This window comes from Cupriavidus basilensis (genome assembly GCF_000832305.1).
Taxonomy (GTDB): domain Bacteria; phylum Pseudomonadota; class Gammaproteobacteria; order Burkholderiales; family Burkholderiaceae; genus Cupriavidus; species Cupriavidus basilensis_F.
The window spans coordinates 1,274,362-1,289,234 of record NZ_CP010536.1 but is presented as its reverse complement, the minus strand read 5'-3'; the positions used below and the strand labels follow the sequence as shown (position 1 = coordinate 1,289,234).

General features: G+C 66.6%; 16 protein-coding genes and 1 pseudogene. 7 read left to right on the top strand and 10 right to left on the bottom strand.

Annotation, left to right across the window (positions count from 1 at the left end):
• Positions 1-26 precede the first annotated feature (26 nt).
• The gene (locus RR42_RS05870) at positions 27-1,082 is read right to left on the bottom strand and encodes a class I SAM-dependent methyltransferase (RefSeq protein ID WP_043344842.1); all 1,056 of its coding nucleotides are present in this window, start codon (positions 1,080-1,082) and stop codon (positions 27-29) included.
• Between the two features lie 209 nt (positions 1,083-1,291).
• Here RR42_RS05870 and RR42_RS37590 point away from each other — a divergent pair, with 209 nt between their 5' ends.
• Together RR42_RS37590 and aroG are read left to right on the top strand one after the other, a co-directional pair.
• Positions 1,292-1,591 (top strand): helix-turn-helix domain-containing protein, encoded by a 300-nt coding sequence (locus tag RR42_RS37590; RefSeq protein ID WP_082054981.1) that lies wholly within the window; start codon positions 1,292-1,294, stop codon positions 1,589-1,591.
• A gap of 326 nt (positions 1,592-1,917) precedes the next feature.
• Positions 1,918-2,997 (top strand): 3-deoxy-7-phosphoheptulonate synthase AroG, encoded by a 1,080-nt coding sequence (gene aroG / locus RR42_RS05860; protein WP_043344840.1) that lies wholly within the window; start codon positions 1,918-1,920, stop codon positions 2,995-2,997.
• Between the two features lie 120 nt (positions 2,998-3,117).
• Here the strand turns inward: aroG and RR42_RS05855 are convergent, their stop codons facing one another.
• Positions 3,118-3,516 (bottom strand): c-type cytochrome, encoded by a 399-nt coding sequence (locus RR42_RS05855; RefSeq protein WP_006156769.1) that lies wholly within the window; start codon positions 3,514-3,516, stop codon positions 3,118-3,120.
• Positions 3,517-3,528: 12 nt separating this feature from the next.
• A complete protein-coding gene (locus RR42_RS05850) occupies positions 3,529-3,876 on the bottom strand; it encodes a c-type cytochrome (protein WP_043344837.1) in 348 nt (115 codons plus the stop codon).
• Between the two features lie 410 nt (positions 3,877-4,286).
• Between RR42_RS05850 and RR42_RS05845 the strand changes: the two genes are divergently transcribed.
• Genes RR42_RS05845 through RR42_RS05835 form a run of 3 tightly spaced genes read left to right on the top strand, consistent with a single transcriptional unit; the run spans position 4,287 to position 7,018 of the window.
• Complete coding sequence (locus RR42_RS05845) at positions 4,287-5,165, top strand: AAA family ATPase (protein ID WP_043344836.1); 879 nt, start codon at positions 4,287-4,289, stop codon at positions 5,163-5,165.
• 10 nt (positions 5,166-5,175) lie between these two features.
• Positions 5,176-5,790 (top strand): GNAT family N-acetyltransferase, encoded by a 615-nt coding sequence (locus RR42_RS05840; protein WP_043344833.1) that lies wholly within the window; start codon positions 5,176-5,178, stop codon positions 5,788-5,790.
• 52 nt (positions 5,791-5,842) lie between these two features.
• Positions 5,843-7,018: a vWA domain-containing protein gene (locus tag RR42_RS05835; RefSeq protein WP_043344830.1), complete on the top strand. Its 1,176-nt coding sequence runs from the start codon at positions 5,843-5,845 to the stop codon at positions 7,016-7,018.
• Positions 7,019-7,050: 32 nt separating this feature from the next.
• Here the strand turns inward: RR42_RS05835 and RR42_RS05830 are convergent, their stop codons facing one another.
• The 7 genes and pseudogenes from RR42_RS05830 to gcvA all read right to left on the bottom strand — a co-directional run bounded on the left by RR42_RS05830 (position 7,051) and on the right by gcvA (position 12,580).
• Positions 7,051-8,223: a DUF1501 domain-containing protein gene (locus RR42_RS05830; RefSeq protein WP_082054980.1), complete on the bottom strand. Its 1,173-nt coding sequence runs from the start codon at positions 8,221-8,223 to the stop codon at positions 7,051-7,053.
• Positions 8,224-8,228: 5 nt separating this feature from the next.
• Positions 8,229-9,614: a DUF1800 domain-containing protein gene (locus RR42_RS05825; protein WP_043351454.1), complete on the bottom strand. Its 1,386-nt coding sequence runs from the start codon at positions 9,612-9,614 to the stop codon at positions 8,229-8,231.
• Between the two features lie 82 nt (positions 9,615-9,696).
• On the bottom strand, positions 9,697-10,182 hold the full coding sequence (locus RR42_RS05820; RefSeq protein WP_043344828.1) for a periplasmic heavy metal sensor: 486 nt from the start codon (positions 10,180-10,182) through the stop codon (positions 9,697-9,699).
• Positions 10,179-10,577: a hypothetical protein gene (locus RR42_RS05815; protein ID WP_043344826.1), complete on the bottom strand. Its 399-nt coding sequence runs from the start codon at positions 10,575-10,577 to the stop codon at positions 10,179-10,181. Before RR42_RS05815 ends, RR42_RS05820 begins: the two co-directional genes overlap by 4 nt.
• Positions 10,574-11,134 carry an RNA polymerase sigma factor gene (locus RR42_RS05810; RefSeq protein ID WP_043344825.1) on the bottom strand — a complete coding sequence of 187 codons (561 nt, stop codon included), beginning with the start codon at positions 11,132-11,134 and terminating at the stop codon, positions 10,574-10,576. Before RR42_RS05810 ends, RR42_RS05815 begins: the two co-directional genes overlap by 4 nt.
• Positions 11,135-11,374: 240 nt before the next feature.
• Positions 11,375-11,473 (bottom strand): annotated as a pseudogene (locus RR42_RS38290) (hypothetical protein); the annotation flags it as partial.
• A gap of 204 nt (positions 11,474-11,677) precedes the next feature.
• The gene (gene gcvA / locus RR42_RS05805) at positions 11,678-12,580 is read right to left on the bottom strand and encodes a transcriptional regulator GcvA (RefSeq protein ID WP_043344822.1); all 903 of its coding nucleotides are present in this window, start codon (positions 12,578-12,580) and stop codon (positions 11,678-11,680) included.
• Positions 12,581-12,749: 169 nt separating this feature from the next.
• Between gcvA and RR42_RS05800 the strand changes: the two genes are divergently transcribed.
• Together RR42_RS05800 and RR42_RS05795 are read left to right on the top strand one after the other, a co-directional pair.
• Positions 12,750-13,736 (top strand): tripartite tricarboxylate transporter substrate binding protein BugE, encoded by a 987-nt coding sequence (locus tag RR42_RS05800; RefSeq protein ID WP_043344819.1) that lies wholly within the window; start codon positions 12,750-12,752, stop codon positions 13,734-13,736.
• Positions 13,737-13,748: 12 nt separating this feature from the next.
• Positions 13,749-14,621: an N-formylglutamate amidohydrolase gene (locus RR42_RS05795; RefSeq protein WP_043344817.1), complete on the top strand. Its 873-nt coding sequence runs from the start codon at positions 13,749-13,751 to the stop codon at positions 14,619-14,621.
• Positions 14,622-14,873 lie beyond the last annotated feature (252 nt).

The window sequence follows — 14,873 nt, the reverse complement described above, 5'->3', positions numbered from 1 at the left end:
GCAGGCCGGGCGCGGTCCCTTGCCGTTCAGGGCCGCGCCTCGTAGATCAGGTTGAACGGTGTTTGCGCCGCCCGGCGAAAACGCGAAAAACCGCCTTGCTGCACCACCGAGCGCATGCGTGCCTCGCCCGACTGGGCGCCCAGGCACAGCCCCACCTCCTGCGAGCGCGACGCTGGCGTGCAGATGAAGGTCGAGGCCGAGTAAAACACCCGCCCGACCGGGTTCAGGTTGTCTTCGAGCCGGTCGTTGGCGAAAGGCTCGACGATCATCCAGGTGCCGTCCGGGCGCAAGGTCTCGCGCACATGCGCGGCGGCGCCGGCCGGATCGCCCATATCGTGCAGGCAGTCGAACACGGCCACCAGGTCGTAATCCTTGCCGCCATACTCCTTGGCTTTTGCCACCTCGAAATGCACGCGGCCCTGCACGCCGGCGCGCGCCGCCGCCTCGGTGGCAAGGCGGATCGACGGCTCGTGGTAGTCAAAGCCGTAGAACTCCGATGCCGGATACGCCTGCGCCATGATGATGGTGGAGGCGCCATGCCCGCAGCCCACGTCGGCCACGCGAGCGCCAGCCTGCAACTTGGCCTGCACATCCTCCAGCGCGGGAATCCATTCCGCCGTCAGGTGCGCCGCATAGCCCGGGCGGAAAAACCGCTCGGTGCCGTGAAACAGCGACGGATCGTGTTCATGCCAGCCCAGCCCGCGTCCGTTGCGAAAGGCATCCACGATCTTGGGAATCGCCTTGAACTGCGCGACCGCGATCTGGAAGGCGCCTGGAATAAAGGCGGGGCTGCCCTCCTGGGCCAGCGCGAAGGCCTGCTCCTCGGTCAGGCTGAACAGACCGGTGGCCGGGTCATACGCGACATAACCGCTGGCCGCCTGCGCGGACAGCCACTCGAGCAGATAGCGCTCATCGGTATGGGTTTTCTCGGCCAGCACCTGCACTGTCATCGGTTTCTCGGCCAAGGCTTTGTAAAGGCCAAGCGTATCGCCGACCACGATGGTGGCAGCATGCATCACCGCGCCCAGATCCTGGACGAACTGCCCCATGAAGGCGTTTAGCCTCCCCTCATCGATCGCCATGATGTTTCCCTCCCCCTCAGCCCCGCGTGCCTGAGCTGCCCGGCACGCCGCGTTCGCCTGTCTTCCCCCGGGCAAACCGGTGCAGGTGCCGCCGCCGCACTGCGGTACGCGCTGGCGACGCCTATACTGGCCTCATTCATGTTGGTTCACGCACGGGAAGGCGCCAATACGCAGCATTGCGTACCGGCGCGCAGCCCAAAGCCGCCGCAATGCTCACATCCAGCCGCTGCCAGGATGACCAGGCGCTCTCCATGCTCGCCAGGCTGACCGCGCGCGAGCAGCAGGTGCTGCGCTGGCTGGCGCACGGCAAGACGGACCGTGAAATCGCGGGCATGCTCGGCATCAGCGCCCGCACGGTGCAAAAACACCTCCAGCATGTGTACGTGAAGCTGGGCGTGGAGAACCGCACCGCCGCCGTGATGCGTGGCCTGGAACTGGATCCGGGACCCGCCATGGGACGGACGGAAATTGTGGCCGGGCCAATGTCGGACGCTTGCCAAGCCCCTTAAAACGCGCTATAAAGATGCTTCGTTACCCGATGGTCAACAGCCTCCGCCGGCAGAATCGGCAAGGCCAGCGCAATTTTCTGCCATCTCGTGACGCGTTGCCGCAAGTAACCGACGCCATTTGAGCCGCACCCCATCCATGTCCGCTAAGTTTTATTTTTACTTTTTTAGCGATCTCGCACCGCTGGCGGATGGAGAGGGACGATCGTAAGTGCCTCCAGAATTCAAAAAAAGCCGCCAGCGAACCTGGCGGCTTTTTTTATACCGGCCCGCACCCAGCTCTAGCCCAGACACCCCAAACACACGACCCTACAAAATCCGGAGCCATCATGCTGAAGAACACCGACGACCTGCGTATTCGCGAACTCAAGGAATTGTTGCCCCCGGCGCACCTGATCCGCGAGTTCGGCTGCTCCGAAAAGGCGTCCGACGTGATCTACGGCGCGCGCCAGTCCATGCACCGGATCCTGCACGGCATGGATGACCGCCTGATCGTGATCATCGGCCCCTGCTCCATCCACGACACCCGCGCCGCGCTCGAGTACGCCAAGCTGCTCAAGGTCCAGCGCGACCGTTTCGCCGGGGAACTGGAAGTCGTGATGCGGGTGTATTTCGAAAAGCCGCGCACCACCGTGGGCTGGAAGGGGCTGATCAACGACCCGCACATGGACGGCAGCTTCAAGATCAACGACGGCTTGCGCACCGCGCGTGAACTGCTGCTGAACATCAGCGAGCTGGGCGTGCCGACCGGCACCGAGTACCTCGACATGATCAGCCCGCAATACATCGCCGACCTGGTCAGCTGGGGCGCCATCGGCGCGCGCACCACGGAAAGCCAGGTGCACCGGGAACTCGCCTCCGGACTGTCGTGCCCGGTCGGATTCAAGAACGGCACCGATGGCAACGTCAAGATCGCTGTCGATGCGATCAAGGCCGCCTCGCAGCCTCACCATTTCCTGTCGGTGACCAAGGGCGGGCACTCCGCCATCGTGTCGACCTCGGGCAATGAGGATTGCCACATCATCCTGCGCGGCGGCAAGACGCCCAACTACGATGCCGCCAGCGTGCAGGAAGCCTGCGAAGCGATCTCCAAGGCCGGCCTGGCCGCGCGCCTGATGATCGATGCCTCCCACGCCAACAGCAGCAAGAAGCACGAGAACCAGATCCCGGTCTGCGAGGACATCGGCCGCCAGATGGCCGCGGGCGACGAGCGCATCGTCGGCGTGATGGTGGAATCCCACCTGGTGGGCGGCCGCCAGGACCACGCCCAGGGCACGCCGGTGGAAGACCTCACCTACGGCCAGTCGGTGACCGATGCCTGCATCGGATGGGACGATTCGGTAAAGGTGCTCGAAACCCTGGCCAGCGCCGTCAAGGCACGCCGCCTGGCCAAGGGCACCGGCAACTGAGCCGCCTGACGCGGCCCGTGGCGCTTGCGCACCGGGCGCGCGGGCAAAGAAAAAGCCGCTGGAACCAGCGGCTTTTTCTTGCTCCGGACCCGCACGGCGTGGGCGCCGGCGCCAGTTGGCTTACTTCTTCAGCACCAGGCCGCCCGGCAGCGACTCAATGTAGGCGGCGATATCCTTCAGCTCATCCCGGGTGAAGGGACGCGGCTTGCCATCCTTGCCCGTCACGCCGGGGTTGGCGTTGACCTGGCCAGCCATGATGGCGTTGGAGCGGCCCACCTGCGGGTTGGTGGTGATCTGGTAGGCAGCCAGCGCGTGGTACAGGTAGTCGGCATGCTGGCCGGCCAGCTTCGGGTAATCCGGGGTGATCGGGGCATTCAAGCCGGCGCCGTGGCAGGCCGCGCAGTTGCCCTTCTCCACCAGCGCCTTGCCGTGCGCGAGGTCGGCAGCCGAGGCGGTGATGGCCGAGGCGCCCAGCACGAGTGCGCCGATCGCGAGCGAAAGCGTCTTAAGCGTATTCATGGGTGGGTCCTCTTACTTCTGGGTGTTGTTTTGCGTGCTGGAAGACTGCTGCGCGTAGTAGGCAGCCACGTCGGCGATGTCCTGGTCGGTCAGGGTCGCGGCAATGCCACGCATGGTCGGGTGCTTGCGGTCGCCCTTCTGGTATTCCTTGAGCGCATTCTCGATGTACTTGGCGTTCTGGCCGCCGAGCAGGGGCACCTGGTACACCTCGGGGAAGGAGGCGCGATAGCCGGGAATCCCATGGCAACCAATACACATCGCGACCTTGTTTTTGGCGGCGTCCACATTGCCCTTGACTTCCTGGGCTTGCGCAGCCGTTGCGGCCGCGCCCAGCACCACCATCGTGAGGAGCTTTTTCATTGTCGTAGCTGATTGGAAGTGTTAAACCCTGCGTGACCTGCCCAACCGGTCGGAAATGGCTTCAGAATGCGTCCGGCCGGACCGCATCTGCCCGCGGGTAGATGCGGTGCTGCCAGCGTAGGCCGGATACCCGGGCGCCATGGTAAGCGCTGCCAGTGCATCCCGGCGTTGTCTCCGCCTCATTCTGTAACCATCTCTTGTCATCGCCGCCTCCCGGCAAGGACCGCGGGATTGACAAGGCGGACGAAGCGAGGGGGGTGGAGTCTTGGACGTGGGGGGCGCGTCAAACCGCCGCATTGTACAGCACGCTGCACGTGGCAGTCCAGCATGGCACGGCGAGCCGCACGCGAACCGAAAAGCTCTTTTATACTGGCCAATTCCGACACGCACAAACCCCTTCAGGTTGCCCCATGTCCAACACCACCAACGCCAGCCAGAACCAGCAAAACCGTTTCGAAGGCACGCAGCAATACGTCGCCACCGATGACCTCAAGCTGGCCGTCAATGCCGCCCGCGCCCTGCAGCGCCCGCTCCTGATCAAGGGCGAGCCCGGCACCGGCAAGACCATGCTGGCCGAGGAGGTGGCCGCGGCGCTCGGCATGCCCCTGCTGCAGTGGCACATCAAGTCCACCACCAAGGCGCAGCAGGGCCTGTATGAATACGACGCGGTGTCGCGCCTGCGCGATTCGCAGCTCGGCGACGACCGCGTCCACGACATCCGCAACTACATCATCAAGGGCGTGCTTTGGCAGGCCTTCGAGGCCGACCAGCAAGTGGTGCTGCTGATCGACGAGATCGACAAGGCCGACATCGAATTCCCGAACGACCTGCTGCGTGAAATCGACCGCATGGAGTTCTATGTGTACGAGACGCGCGAGCTGGTCAAGGCGCGCCACCGCCCGCTGGTGATCATCACCTCGAACAACGAGAAGGAGCTGCCCGACGCCTTCCTGCGCCGCTGCTTCTTCCACTACATCAAGTTCCCCGACGCCGAGACCATGCAGCGCATCGTCGACGTGCACTATCCCGGCATCAAGCGCGAACTGGTAGCCGCTGCGCTCGAATCGTTCTACGAGATGCGCAACCTGCCGGGCCTGAAGAAGAAGCCCTCGACGTCGGAACTGATCGACTGGCTCAAGCTGCTGATGGCCGAGGACATCCCGCCCGAAGCGCTCAAGAGCCCGGACAAGAAGGCCGCGATCCCGCCGCTGCACGGCGCGCTGCTGAAGAACGAGCAGGACGTGCACCTGTTCGAGCGCCTCGTCTTCATGAACCGCGCCAACCGCTGAGCGCCGCGCCATGGCACGCTTCATCGAACCCGTCACCCTGCGCGGCCAGCACGCCCTGCTTGAGCCGCTGCGCCCGGAGCATGAGGCCGAGGTGCAGGCCGCCGTCGCCGACGGTGAGCTGTGGAAGCTCTGGTACACCTCGGTGCCGGCGCCGGACCAGGTGCGCGCGTGGACCGACACCGCGCTGCAGATGCGCGAGCAGCAGGGCGCGATGCCGTTCGTGATCCGCGAGGTCCGCGACGGCGTGCCGGGCGCGGTGGTGGGCGCGACGCGTTACTTCAATGTCGACAGTGCCAACCGGCGCCTGGAGATCGGCCATACCTGGCATGCGCAGCGCGTGCAGCGCAGCGCCGTGAACACCGAATGCAAGCTGATGCTGCTCTCGCACGCGTTCGAGCAGCTGGCATGCATCGCCGTGGAGTTCCGCACGCACTGGATGAACCACCAGAGCCGCACCGCCATCGCCCGGCTTGGCGCCAAGCAGGACGGCGTGCTGCGCAACCACCAGCGCATGCCCGACGGTTCGCTGCGCGACACCGTGGTGTTCTCCATCATCGCCAGCGAATGGCCGACGGTGAAACGCCACTTGCAATACCGCCTGGACCTGCCGGGGCGCGCCTCGTGAACCGGCACGCAAACCGCCGCACCCGCTGCGGGAAACTCTAAGCGAGCCCACCATGCTGATCGATTTCTTCTTCTCGCTGCGCCACGCCAAGCTGCCCGTCTCGGTCAAGGAATACCTGACCATGCTGGAAGCGCTCAAGGCCGAGGTGATCACGCCGTCGATCGACGAGTTCTACTACTTGTCGCGCATGACGCTGGTCAAGGACGAGAAGCACTTCGACAAGTTCGACCAGACCTTTGCCGCCTACTTCAAGGGCATCGAAAGCCTGGTCGACTGGAAATCCGACATCCCCCTGGACTGGCTGCAAAAGACGCTGGAGCGCGAGCTCTCGGCCGAGGAAAAAGCCAAGATCGAAGCCATGGGAGGACTCGACAAGCTGATGGAGCGGCTCAAGCAGCTGCTCGACGAGCAAAAGGAAAAACACGAGGGCGGCAACAAGTGGATCGGCACCGGCGGCACCTCGCCGTTCGGGCACGGCGGCTATAACCCGGAAGGCATCCGCATCGGCGGCCCGTCCAAGGGCAACCGCACCGCCATCAAGGTGTGGGAAACCCGCGCCTACAAGGACTACGACGACCAGGTCGAGCTCGGCACGCGCAATATCAAGGTGGCGCTGCGCCGCCTGCGCCGTTTCGCGCGCGAAGGCGCGGAAACCGAGCTGGACCTGGACGACACCATCCACTCCACCGCCGCCAATGCCGGCTTGCTCGACATCAAGCTGCGCCCGGAGCGCCACAACAAGGTCAAGGTGCTGATGCTGATGGACGTCGGCGGCTCGATGGACGACCACATCAAGCGCGTGGAGGAATTGTTCTCGGCCACCAAGACCGAGTTCAAGCACCTGGAGTACTACTACTTCCATAACTGCGTGTACGACTACGTGTGGAAGAACAATCGCCGCCGCCATGCGGAGAAGATCGCCACGTGGGATCTGATCCACAAGTACACGCCGGACTACAAAGTGATCTTTGTCGGCGATGCCACCATGAGCCCGTACGAGATCCTGCAGCCCGGGGGCTCGGTGGAGTACAACAACCCGGAAGCCGGGGCGGTATGGCTCAACCGCCTGATCGAGCAGTTCCCGCGCTTCGTCTGGCTCAACCCCGAGCCCGAAGGCCTGTGGCAGTACCGGCAGTCGGTCACGGTGATCAACCAGATCATGAAGTCGCGCATGTTTCCGGTCACGCTCGGCGGACTGGAGCAGGCGATGCGCCTGCTCTCCAAGTAACGCCACCGGGCCTGGACTGCTGCCCCTGTGCTTCAGGCGCGCAGCAGTCCGCCCAGCATTCCCCCCTGCTCGCCCCCACTCCCCCGCCCGCCCCCCCGCCCGCGCCCGAACAGCGTGCGCGCCACGCGCTCGCTATCCAGCCCGAAGCTCTGTGCCGCCGCCGCGGCGATCAACCCATCCAGTTCCGTGGTCGGCGCCAGGTCGCGCCCCTGGTAAAGCGATCCCTGCGCCAGCCCCGGCCAGTCGGCCAGCACGCGCCCGCCTTTGACCCCGCCGCCCAGCAACATCGCCGCCGCGCCGGTGCCGTGATCGGTGCCGCCGGTGCCGTTGGCAGCGGCGGTGCGCCCGAACTCCGTGGCCACCAGCACGGTGGTGCGCTCCCATGACGGGCCCAGCCCGTCGCGCAGTGCTGCCAGCATGGTGTCCAGGGCCTTGAGGCGAGCCGCCAGGCGTGGCGCTTGCGCACTGTGCGTATCCCAGCCGCCGGTCTCGATCATGGCAATGCGCGGCCCGTCCGCGCGCGCCAGGAAGCCCGCGGCGAGACGGCCAAGGCTGGCCGGGTCCTGGCGCGCACCGGCGTCGCCTGCCAGCCCGCGTGCCTGCATGGCCGCGCTCCAGAGCGGATGCAACTGCGGATCCATCTCGTAGAGCTGCCCGACGCGCGCGAGCAGGTCATCAGGCGCTGACGGCAATGCCGATGGCGCATAGGAGCCGACCTCCACCGGCCCGCGCAGCGCCGCCGGCACCGTGGGCGCGAAGGCGATGGCATTCTCGGGCCGCTTGGGCAGCAGGCTCACCAGCCGGTTCATCCAGCCATCCTTCACCTGGTAAGGCGCGGCGCCGCCGGTCTCCAGCACATTCTGGCCGTCGAAGTGCGAACGCTCGCGGTAGGGCGATGCCACTGCCTGCACGAACAGCGCCTGCCCGGCGGTGTACATCCGCGCCGTTTCCGTCAGCGCGGGATGCAGCGCGAACGTGCCATCGAGCTTGGTGGCTTGCGCTATGTCGATGGCCAGCGCGCCACGCAGGCGGGCGTAACCAGGATCGGCGTAGGGAATGAGCGTGTTCAGGCCATCGGCGGCGCCGCGCTGGATGACAAAGACGAAGCGGCGATCGGAATCGACGCTGGCGAGCGTGAGGCGCGGCAACGCAAGCATGGCGGCAGCGCCGCCCGTCACGCGGAGGAAATCTCGGCGGGAAAACATGGCAATCACCTCCGTTGGAAATCGGGCGACACCAGCAGCAAGGCCAGTGCGGTCTGCGCGCTTTCGGCACGCGCGATGGCGGCAGCGGTTGGTGCCGACAACGTGCCCGCAAGCAGCTTGGGGCCGAGCTCGCGCGCGTCGATCCGGTCGCCGACGCGCGCCGCCAGCCGCTGCGCCAGCTCAACCCGGCGCACCAGCGCATCGGGCGCGGCCCAGCTTGCGGCAATGTCGTCGTAGCCCGCCGGCGAGCCCGGCCGCCAGACCGGCTGTCCGAGCTGGGTCAGCATGGGCGCGAAGTGCTGTGCGCCGGCCTCGCGCAGACCCAACCCGCGCAAGGACGAAAGGGTCCACTCCCACGGCGTCTTGAATTTTGCCGGCGCGCTGGCCCAGGCCTCGGGCGACTGCACCAGCGCGCGGTACATCTCGGGCAGCATGCCACCGCTACGCAGGTACGCCTGCGACAAGCGCGCCACCAGCGCGGGCGGCGGCGCATCGGCAACGAAGTGGCGCACCAGCTTGGTGGCCAGGTGATTGGCCGTGGCCTCGCTCTGCGCAAGATCATGCAGCACGGCCAGCGCCTGCGCCTCGCCCTGCTGCGGGTAGCTGCGGCCGAGGATAGTGCGGGTGCCAGGCTCATGCACGCGCGCGCGGAACTGGAAGCGCCCGGGCTCGCCGTCTTCGCGTGCACCCAGGCCGCCGATGCTCCAGCCGGTCAGCGCACGCGCGAACTCGGTCACGTCGGCCTGCTGGTAGCCGCTGCGCACGCCGAGCGTATGCAGTTCCATGATTTCGCGCGCGAGGTTTTCGTTCAATCCGAGCTGGCGCTCGGGTGCGCGCTGCGCGGCCACCCGCGCGGCCATGCTGTCGGGGCCGATCGAGCGGACCTGGTCCAGAAAGACCTGCATGGCGGGATGGCGCTCCACCGCGACCAGCATGTCCTCGAAGCGTCCGAGCACGTGGGGACGGATCGCCTCGGCCTCGAAGGCGCCGGCCAGCGCAGCGACGGCCGGCTTCTCCACCGACACCGCAAAGTGGTTGGACCAAAAATGCACCAGCCGCTCGACGAACGGCGCTTGCGTCACCAGCGCACTGGTCACGCGCGCGTCGACGGCATCGCGATAGGCCTCGCGCGTCTCGCGCTGCAATTGCTGGCGCGCCGCGGTCTTTGCATCGGCCTGCGCCTGGCGCACCTCGCGCTGCTGGGCGCCAAACTCGCCGGCCAGCGCGGCCGTGCCCGGCTGCGCGCTCCAGGCCGCGGGCCTGGCCTCGTAGTGCTCGAACTGGCCCAGCAGCCAGCCACGCGGATCGGCTGGCAGCGGCTCGTCCGGGCGCGCGCCCAGCCCGAACCGGTTGACCGCGACAGCCGCGGCCGTCATGGCGGTGTTTGTCATGCGTTGCTCCCCTGGGAAGTGCCTGTTGGCTTTGTCGCCATTGCCACGATAATGGCCATCGCTGTCGTGGTCGATCGCCGCATCATGGCGCCGCCTTCGCAGGCCGCGCCTGGCCGGTGCGCAGCGGGCCGCGCTGGACCAGTGCATCGGCCAGCGTCTGTCTCTGCTCGGGCGACAGCGTGGCGGCGAAATCCACCACGCTGCTTTCCAGGCGGGCACGCACCGCGGCATCGGCCTCGCGCGTGCGGGCCAATGCCGCCGCCAGCGCGTCGCGTTCGAACTGCGGCTGCCGCAGCAATTGCTCCACCTGGTGGCGCCCGTCGCGCGCAGCGTCCACGTCCGACGCTGCGGCACGGCGTGCGGCGCGCAATCCTTGCAGGAATTGCCTGCGCTGCTCGGCCTCCAGCCCATCGGCGGCGAAACGCAGGCCGCGCGGCTGCGCGGCCGCCTGGCGCTCCACGGCGTACCAGCGATAGCCGCCGCCGCCAATCGCGCCCAGCAGGAACACGTTGACCAGCACGGAAACCGCCAGCGCCACCTTGAGCCGCTTCGGCGTACGCTCGTTCATTCCTCGCTCCCGTTATGCGCCATGCCACCGAAGCCGGTCGAGGCGTAGGGCAGATCGACAGCGGCCGGCGCCGGCACCGTGGCCAGCACGGCCGAGACCAGCAACGCGCCCGCCAAGGTGCCGGCCAGGCCGACGCCGGCCAGGCCCAGCCCGGACCACCACCACGGCGCGCGCGGCGCGGGTGCGCTCGCCGCAATGCGGCGCTGCAACGCCGCGTCCGGCGCGGCCACCTGATGCGCGGCCAGCAAGCGGTCGAGCGCAGCAGCTTCGGCCAGCGCGCCAAGATGCCCGGACGCGGCAGCCATGGCCTGGCCCGCGGCGCGCTCCCCTTCCGGCCAGCGTGCCGGATCGGCACCATAGCTCTCGGTCAGTGCGCGAAATCTCTCGGGTGTCATCGCAAATCCTCATGATGGCCGTCTTGCATGAGCAAATCGCGCAGGTTGCGGCGTGCGCGAGCGAGCAAGCTTTCCAGCGCCTCGATACTGATGCCCATCAACGCGGCGGCCTCGCCATTTGGCAACTCCTGGTAATACTGCAGCACCAACGCCTCACGCTGGCGCGCGGGCAACTTCGCCAGCGCCGCGCCTACGCGCGCGCCCTGCGCCGCCGCATCCAGCGCTTCCTCGGGCCCGGCCCCGGGCGCCGCCTGCTCGGGCACCGGCTCCATGGCCTGCTCGCGCGCGCCGCGCAAGCGGTCGTAGCAAAGGTTCAGCGCCACACGATGCAGCCAGGTGTCAAAGCGCGCCCGGCCGGGTTGCCAGCGCGCGGCGTGCTTCCACAACCGCATGAAGACTTCCTGTGCCACGTCTTGCGCTTCGCCGCTGTCGCCCAGCATGCGCGTAGCCAGCGCCAGCACGCGCGGCAGCTTGCGCGCGACCATCTCGCGTACCGCGGCTGCATCATGCCTGCCGATCCGCGCCAGCAGCGCATCGTCCGGATCTGTGTCACTCAATGGGTATGGTTCCGCGTTGCCGGTTCGTCCTTCTCGCAAGCCGCGCCCCCCCTTGGAGCGGGCGCGGCTTGCCTCGTCAGTACACAAAGACCGGCGCGCGATAGTGGTAATAAGCGGGTCGGGCCGGTACGATCACACAGCCAGACAACGTGGCGGCGACAAGCGCCGCGACCAGAAGGCTTTTCATCGGTTACCCCTTGCTGTAGTGACTGCCATCGCGCTTGACGAATGCCATGCCGCTCATGGTGCCCAATGCCCTTCGACCCAGCGCCATTGCGGGCCGTGCGCCACCCAGTGCCCCGGCACCCAGCGGTAGCCCGTCCTGACCGGGCGCCAATGGCGCCGCCGTCACGGCGACGCCCAGGCGGGCAAGGCTAGATGAGAGGGGCATTGATCTGCGCATGAGAAGCTCCAGTCCACAATCCACAGCCTGACGCGGTTTGCGCGCAGGCTCGTCATGTCTGTCATGTCTCTTAAACGCAGGCGGGCGGAAAAAACCGTCGCGGAAAAGCGTAAGTTTTGATTACAGCGTCGGCGCGCGGCTCACGCCACCACATCGACGCCTTCCATCACCCACTGGCGGAAGGTCTGCAGCGCCGGCAGATGCTGTTTCTGCTCGGGATAGCAAAGGTAGTAGCCCTTCTTGCTCAGCACCCGCGCCGGATGCGCCACCACCAGCACGCCGGTGGCGAGTTCCTCCTCGATCAGGCAGCGCGGGATCAGCGCGATGCCAAGCCCCGACATCGCAGCCTGCGTCAGCAGCGAGAACTGGTCGAAGCGCGCACCGCTCCAAGCCTTGCGGTTCGCCACGCCAAGCTCGGCGAACCAGTCAGGCCAGGCTTCGGGTACGGTGGTGTGATGCAGCAGGGGAAAACGCAGCAGCGCCGAGGGCGCGCGCGCCATGCCTTCCGGCTCGCCGGCCAGCAGGGCCGGGCGGCACACGGGCAGCACTTCGCGGCCAGTCATGTAGTCGGCCAGGCTGCCAGGCCACATACCGTCGCCGAAGCGGATGGCGGCATCAAGGTCGGGCTGGGAAAAATCGTAGCCCTGCGCGTGCGGCACGAATTCAAGGCTGACGTCGGGATGCTTCTCGAAGAATTGCGGCAAGCGCGGAATCAGCCATTTGGCGCCCAGCGTGGGCATGCTGGCGATATGCAGGGTGCCGCCGCGGCCCTGCTTGGCGATCAGTTCCACCGTGGCAGCCTCGATCTCGGTCAGGCTCGGGCGGATGCGGTCCAGGTAGCGCTGGCCGGCATCGGTCAGCATCAGGCGCTGGCGCACGCGCTCGAACAGTTCCACGCCAAGGAAGGCCTCCAGGCTGCGCACCTGCTTGCTCACGGCACCCTGGGTGACGTGAAGCTCCCGCGCCGCGGTGGTGAAGCTGTTGTAGCGTGCGGCGGCCTCGAAGGCCTGCAATTCAGTCAGCGACGGACATAAGCGTCGCATAGATAACCCCTTACTTCACTACCAAACGGAATGATCGCACGATTTTATTTCGTTTGCGGTGTGCCTGCACGAACAAGCAGAATCAGGGAAGCCTTTCTTTTCCCCGCTTTCACCGCTTTCACCGCTTTCCTTCTCTCCTTCTCCCCTCCCTCCATTCAGGAACCGAACCATGCAACGCCGTAACATGCTCCGCCTCCTTGCCGCCGCCACTGGCGCCGCCGCCGCCGGCCTGTCGCTGTCGGCCGCTGCCCAGGGCACGTACCCGACCAAGCCGATCTCGCTGGTTGTGCCGTTCCCGGCAGGTGGCACCACCGACATCGTGGCGCGCATCGTGGCCGACAAGCTCGGCCAGCAACTGGGCCAGACCGTGGTGGTGGACAACCGCGGAGGCGCCGGCGGCAGCATCGGTACCGGTTACCTGGCCAAGGCCGCGCCGGACGGCTACACCCTGGGCATCGCCACCGCTTCCACGCACGGCATCAACCCGGCCGTGTACCCGCGCCTGTCGTACGACGCCACCAAGGACTTCACCACCATCACCAACCTGGCTTCGGTGCCTAACGTGATGAGCATCAACCCGGCGGTGAAGGCCAACGACATGAAGGCCTTCATCGCGCTGGCCAAGGCCCAGCCGAACAAGATGGCCTACGGCTCGGCCGGCAACGGCAGCGTCTCGCACATGATGGGCGAGCTGTTCAAGATGAGCAGCAAGACCGAGCTGCTGCACGTGCCGTACAAGGGCGTGGGCCCGGCGCTCAACGATGCGCTGGCCAACCAGGTGCAGGTGCTGTTCGACAACCTGCCGTCGTCGCTGCCGTTCATCGAAGGCGGCAAGCTGCGCGCCCTGGCTGTGGCCTCGCCCAAGCGCGTGCCGGCCCTGCCCAACGTGCCGACGTTTGCCGAACTCGGCCTGCCTGAAGTCAACGACGCCGCCTGGTTTGGCCTGATCGCGCCAGCCAACCTGCCCGCCGACGTGCAAGCCAAGCTGCACGACGCCGCCGTCAAGGTACTGGCGCTGCCCGAAGTAAAGGCTAAGCTGGAGAAGCTGGGCGCGGTGCCGGTTGGCAACACGCCGGCGCAGTTCGCCGCGCAGATCAAGTCCGAAGTGGCGAAGAACAAGCGCATCGCCGCAGCAGCCAAGATCACCCTGGATTAAACGACGCACATCATGACGGAAGCAGACCGAAAGACCGGGCTCAGCCCTTACCTCCTGCAACTGCCGCAAGGCGAGAGCAGCCCGCTCTTTCTCGATTCGCCGCATAGCGCCACCAGCTACCCGGCTGATTTCCGGCCGGCGGCCGGCTTGCCCTTGCCGCTGCTGCGCCAGGCCGAAGACACCTTCGTCGACGAGCTGTACGCCGACGCTCCCGCACGCGGCATTGCGCTGCTGTGCGCGGGCTTTCCGCGCAGCTACCTCGATGCCAACCGCGGCATCGAGGAAATCGACGAAGCCGTGCTCGACGCGCCCTGGCCCGGCCCGCGCCAGGAAACCTCCAAGACCCGTCTTGGCAAGGGCCTGGTGTGGCGCGTGCTGGATACCGGCGAGGCCATCTACGACCGCAAGCTGAGCGTGGCCGAGGTGCAGGCGCGCATTACGCAGTACTACCTGCCCTACTACGCGCAACTGCAAAAGCTGGCCGACCAGGCCATCGCCACGCACGGCAGCGCCTGGCACATCAACTGCCACTCGATGCCCAGCCAGGCGGCGCAGTACGCCACCGAGCATCCCGGGCTGCAGCATCCGGACTTCGTGGTGGGCGACCGCGACGGCACCACCTGCGACACGCGCTTCACGGACCGCGTGGAAGGCGTGCTCAAGGAGATGGGCTACGACGTCTGGCGCAACCACCCCTACAAGGGCGTGGAAATCGTGCGCGTGGTGGGCCAGCCGGCGCAAAAGCGCCACAGCCTGCAGCTTGAGATCAACCGCAAGCTGTACATGGACGAAGTCGGCCTGGTGCACAACGCGGGCTTCGGCAAGCTGAAGGCAGACCTCAACGCGCTGCTGGACGACCTCAAGACCTTCGTCAAGACAATCTGAGCGGGTTCGGCGTTTTCGCATTTGAGGGCATTGAACACCGGGAGGCCCGCCGCGCATTGCGTGGCGGGCCCAACCGGCACCCGCTCTTGCCTCACACGTATCTCACTCGTGCATCACGCTTCGCGCCGCCATCCCCGGGCGGCCCGTGCCGCCGGGCAAAACACTGCCCTGCGCTGCACTCTGCTGCACATCCCGCATGCGTTCCCTTCGGGTAGAACCCTTAAGTCAGGAGATTTCGGAACTTTGCCGCAT

Bases quoted from the DNA above. Each gene is read 5' to 3' on its own strand.
- RR42_RS05835 (WP_043344830.1), top strand. From the start codon at position 5,843: ATGCTGATCGATTTCTTCTTCTCGCTGCGCCACGCCAAGCTGCCCGTC.
- RR42_RS05825 (WP_043351454.1), bottom strand. From the start codon at position 9,614: ATGACAAACACCGCCATGACGGCCGCGGCTGTCGCGGTCAACCGGTTC.
- RR42_RS05815 (WP_043344826.1), bottom strand. From the start codon at position 10,577: ATGACACCCGAGAGATTTCGCGCACTGACCGAGAGCTATGGTGCCGAT.
- RR42_RS05845 (WP_043344836.1), top strand. From the start codon at position 4,287: ATGTCCAACACCACCAACGCCAGCCAGAACCAGCAAAACCGTTTCGAA.
- RR42_RS05830 (WP_082054980.1), bottom strand. From the start codon at position 8,223: ATGTTTTCCCGCCGAGATTTCCTCCGCGTGACGGGCGGCGCTGCCGCC.
- RR42_RS05820 (WP_043344828.1), bottom strand. From the start codon at position 10,182: ATGAACGAGCGTACGCCGAAGCGGCTCAAGGTGGCGCTGGCGGTTTCC.
- RR42_RS05800 (WP_043344819.1), top strand. From the start codon at position 12,750: ATGCAACGCCGTAACATGCTCCGCCTCCTTGCCGCCGCCACTGGCGCC.
- gcvA (WP_043344822.1), bottom strand. From the start codon at position 12,580: ATGCGACGCTTATGTCCGTCGCTGACTGAATTGCAGGCCTTCGAGGCC.
- RR42_RS37590 (WP_082054981.1), top strand. From the start codon at position 1,292: ATGCTCACATCCAGCCGCTGCCAGGATGACCAGGCGCTCTCCATGCTC.
- RR42_RS05855 (WP_006156769.1), bottom strand. From the start codon at position 3,516: ATGAATACGCTTAAGACGCTTTCGCTCGCGATCGGCGCACTCGTGCTG.
- aroG (WP_043344840.1), top strand. From the start codon at position 1,918: ATGCTGAAGAACACCGACGACCTGCGTATTCGCGAACTCAAGGAATTG.
- RR42_RS05850 (WP_043344837.1), bottom strand. From the start codon at position 3,876: ATGAAAAAGCTCCTCACGATGGTGGTGCTGGGCGCGGCCGCAACGGCT.
- RR42_RS05840 (WP_043344833.1), top strand. From the start codon at position 5,176: ATGGCACGCTTCATCGAACCCGTCACCCTGCGCGGCCAGCACGCCCTG.
- RR42_RS05870 (WP_043344842.1), bottom strand. From the start codon at position 1,082: ATGGCGATCGATGAGGGGAGGCTAAACGCCTTCATGGGGCAGTTCGTC.
- RR42_RS05795 (WP_043344817.1), top strand. From the start codon at position 13,749: ATGACGGAAGCAGACCGAAAGACCGGGCTCAGCCCTTACCTCCTGCAA.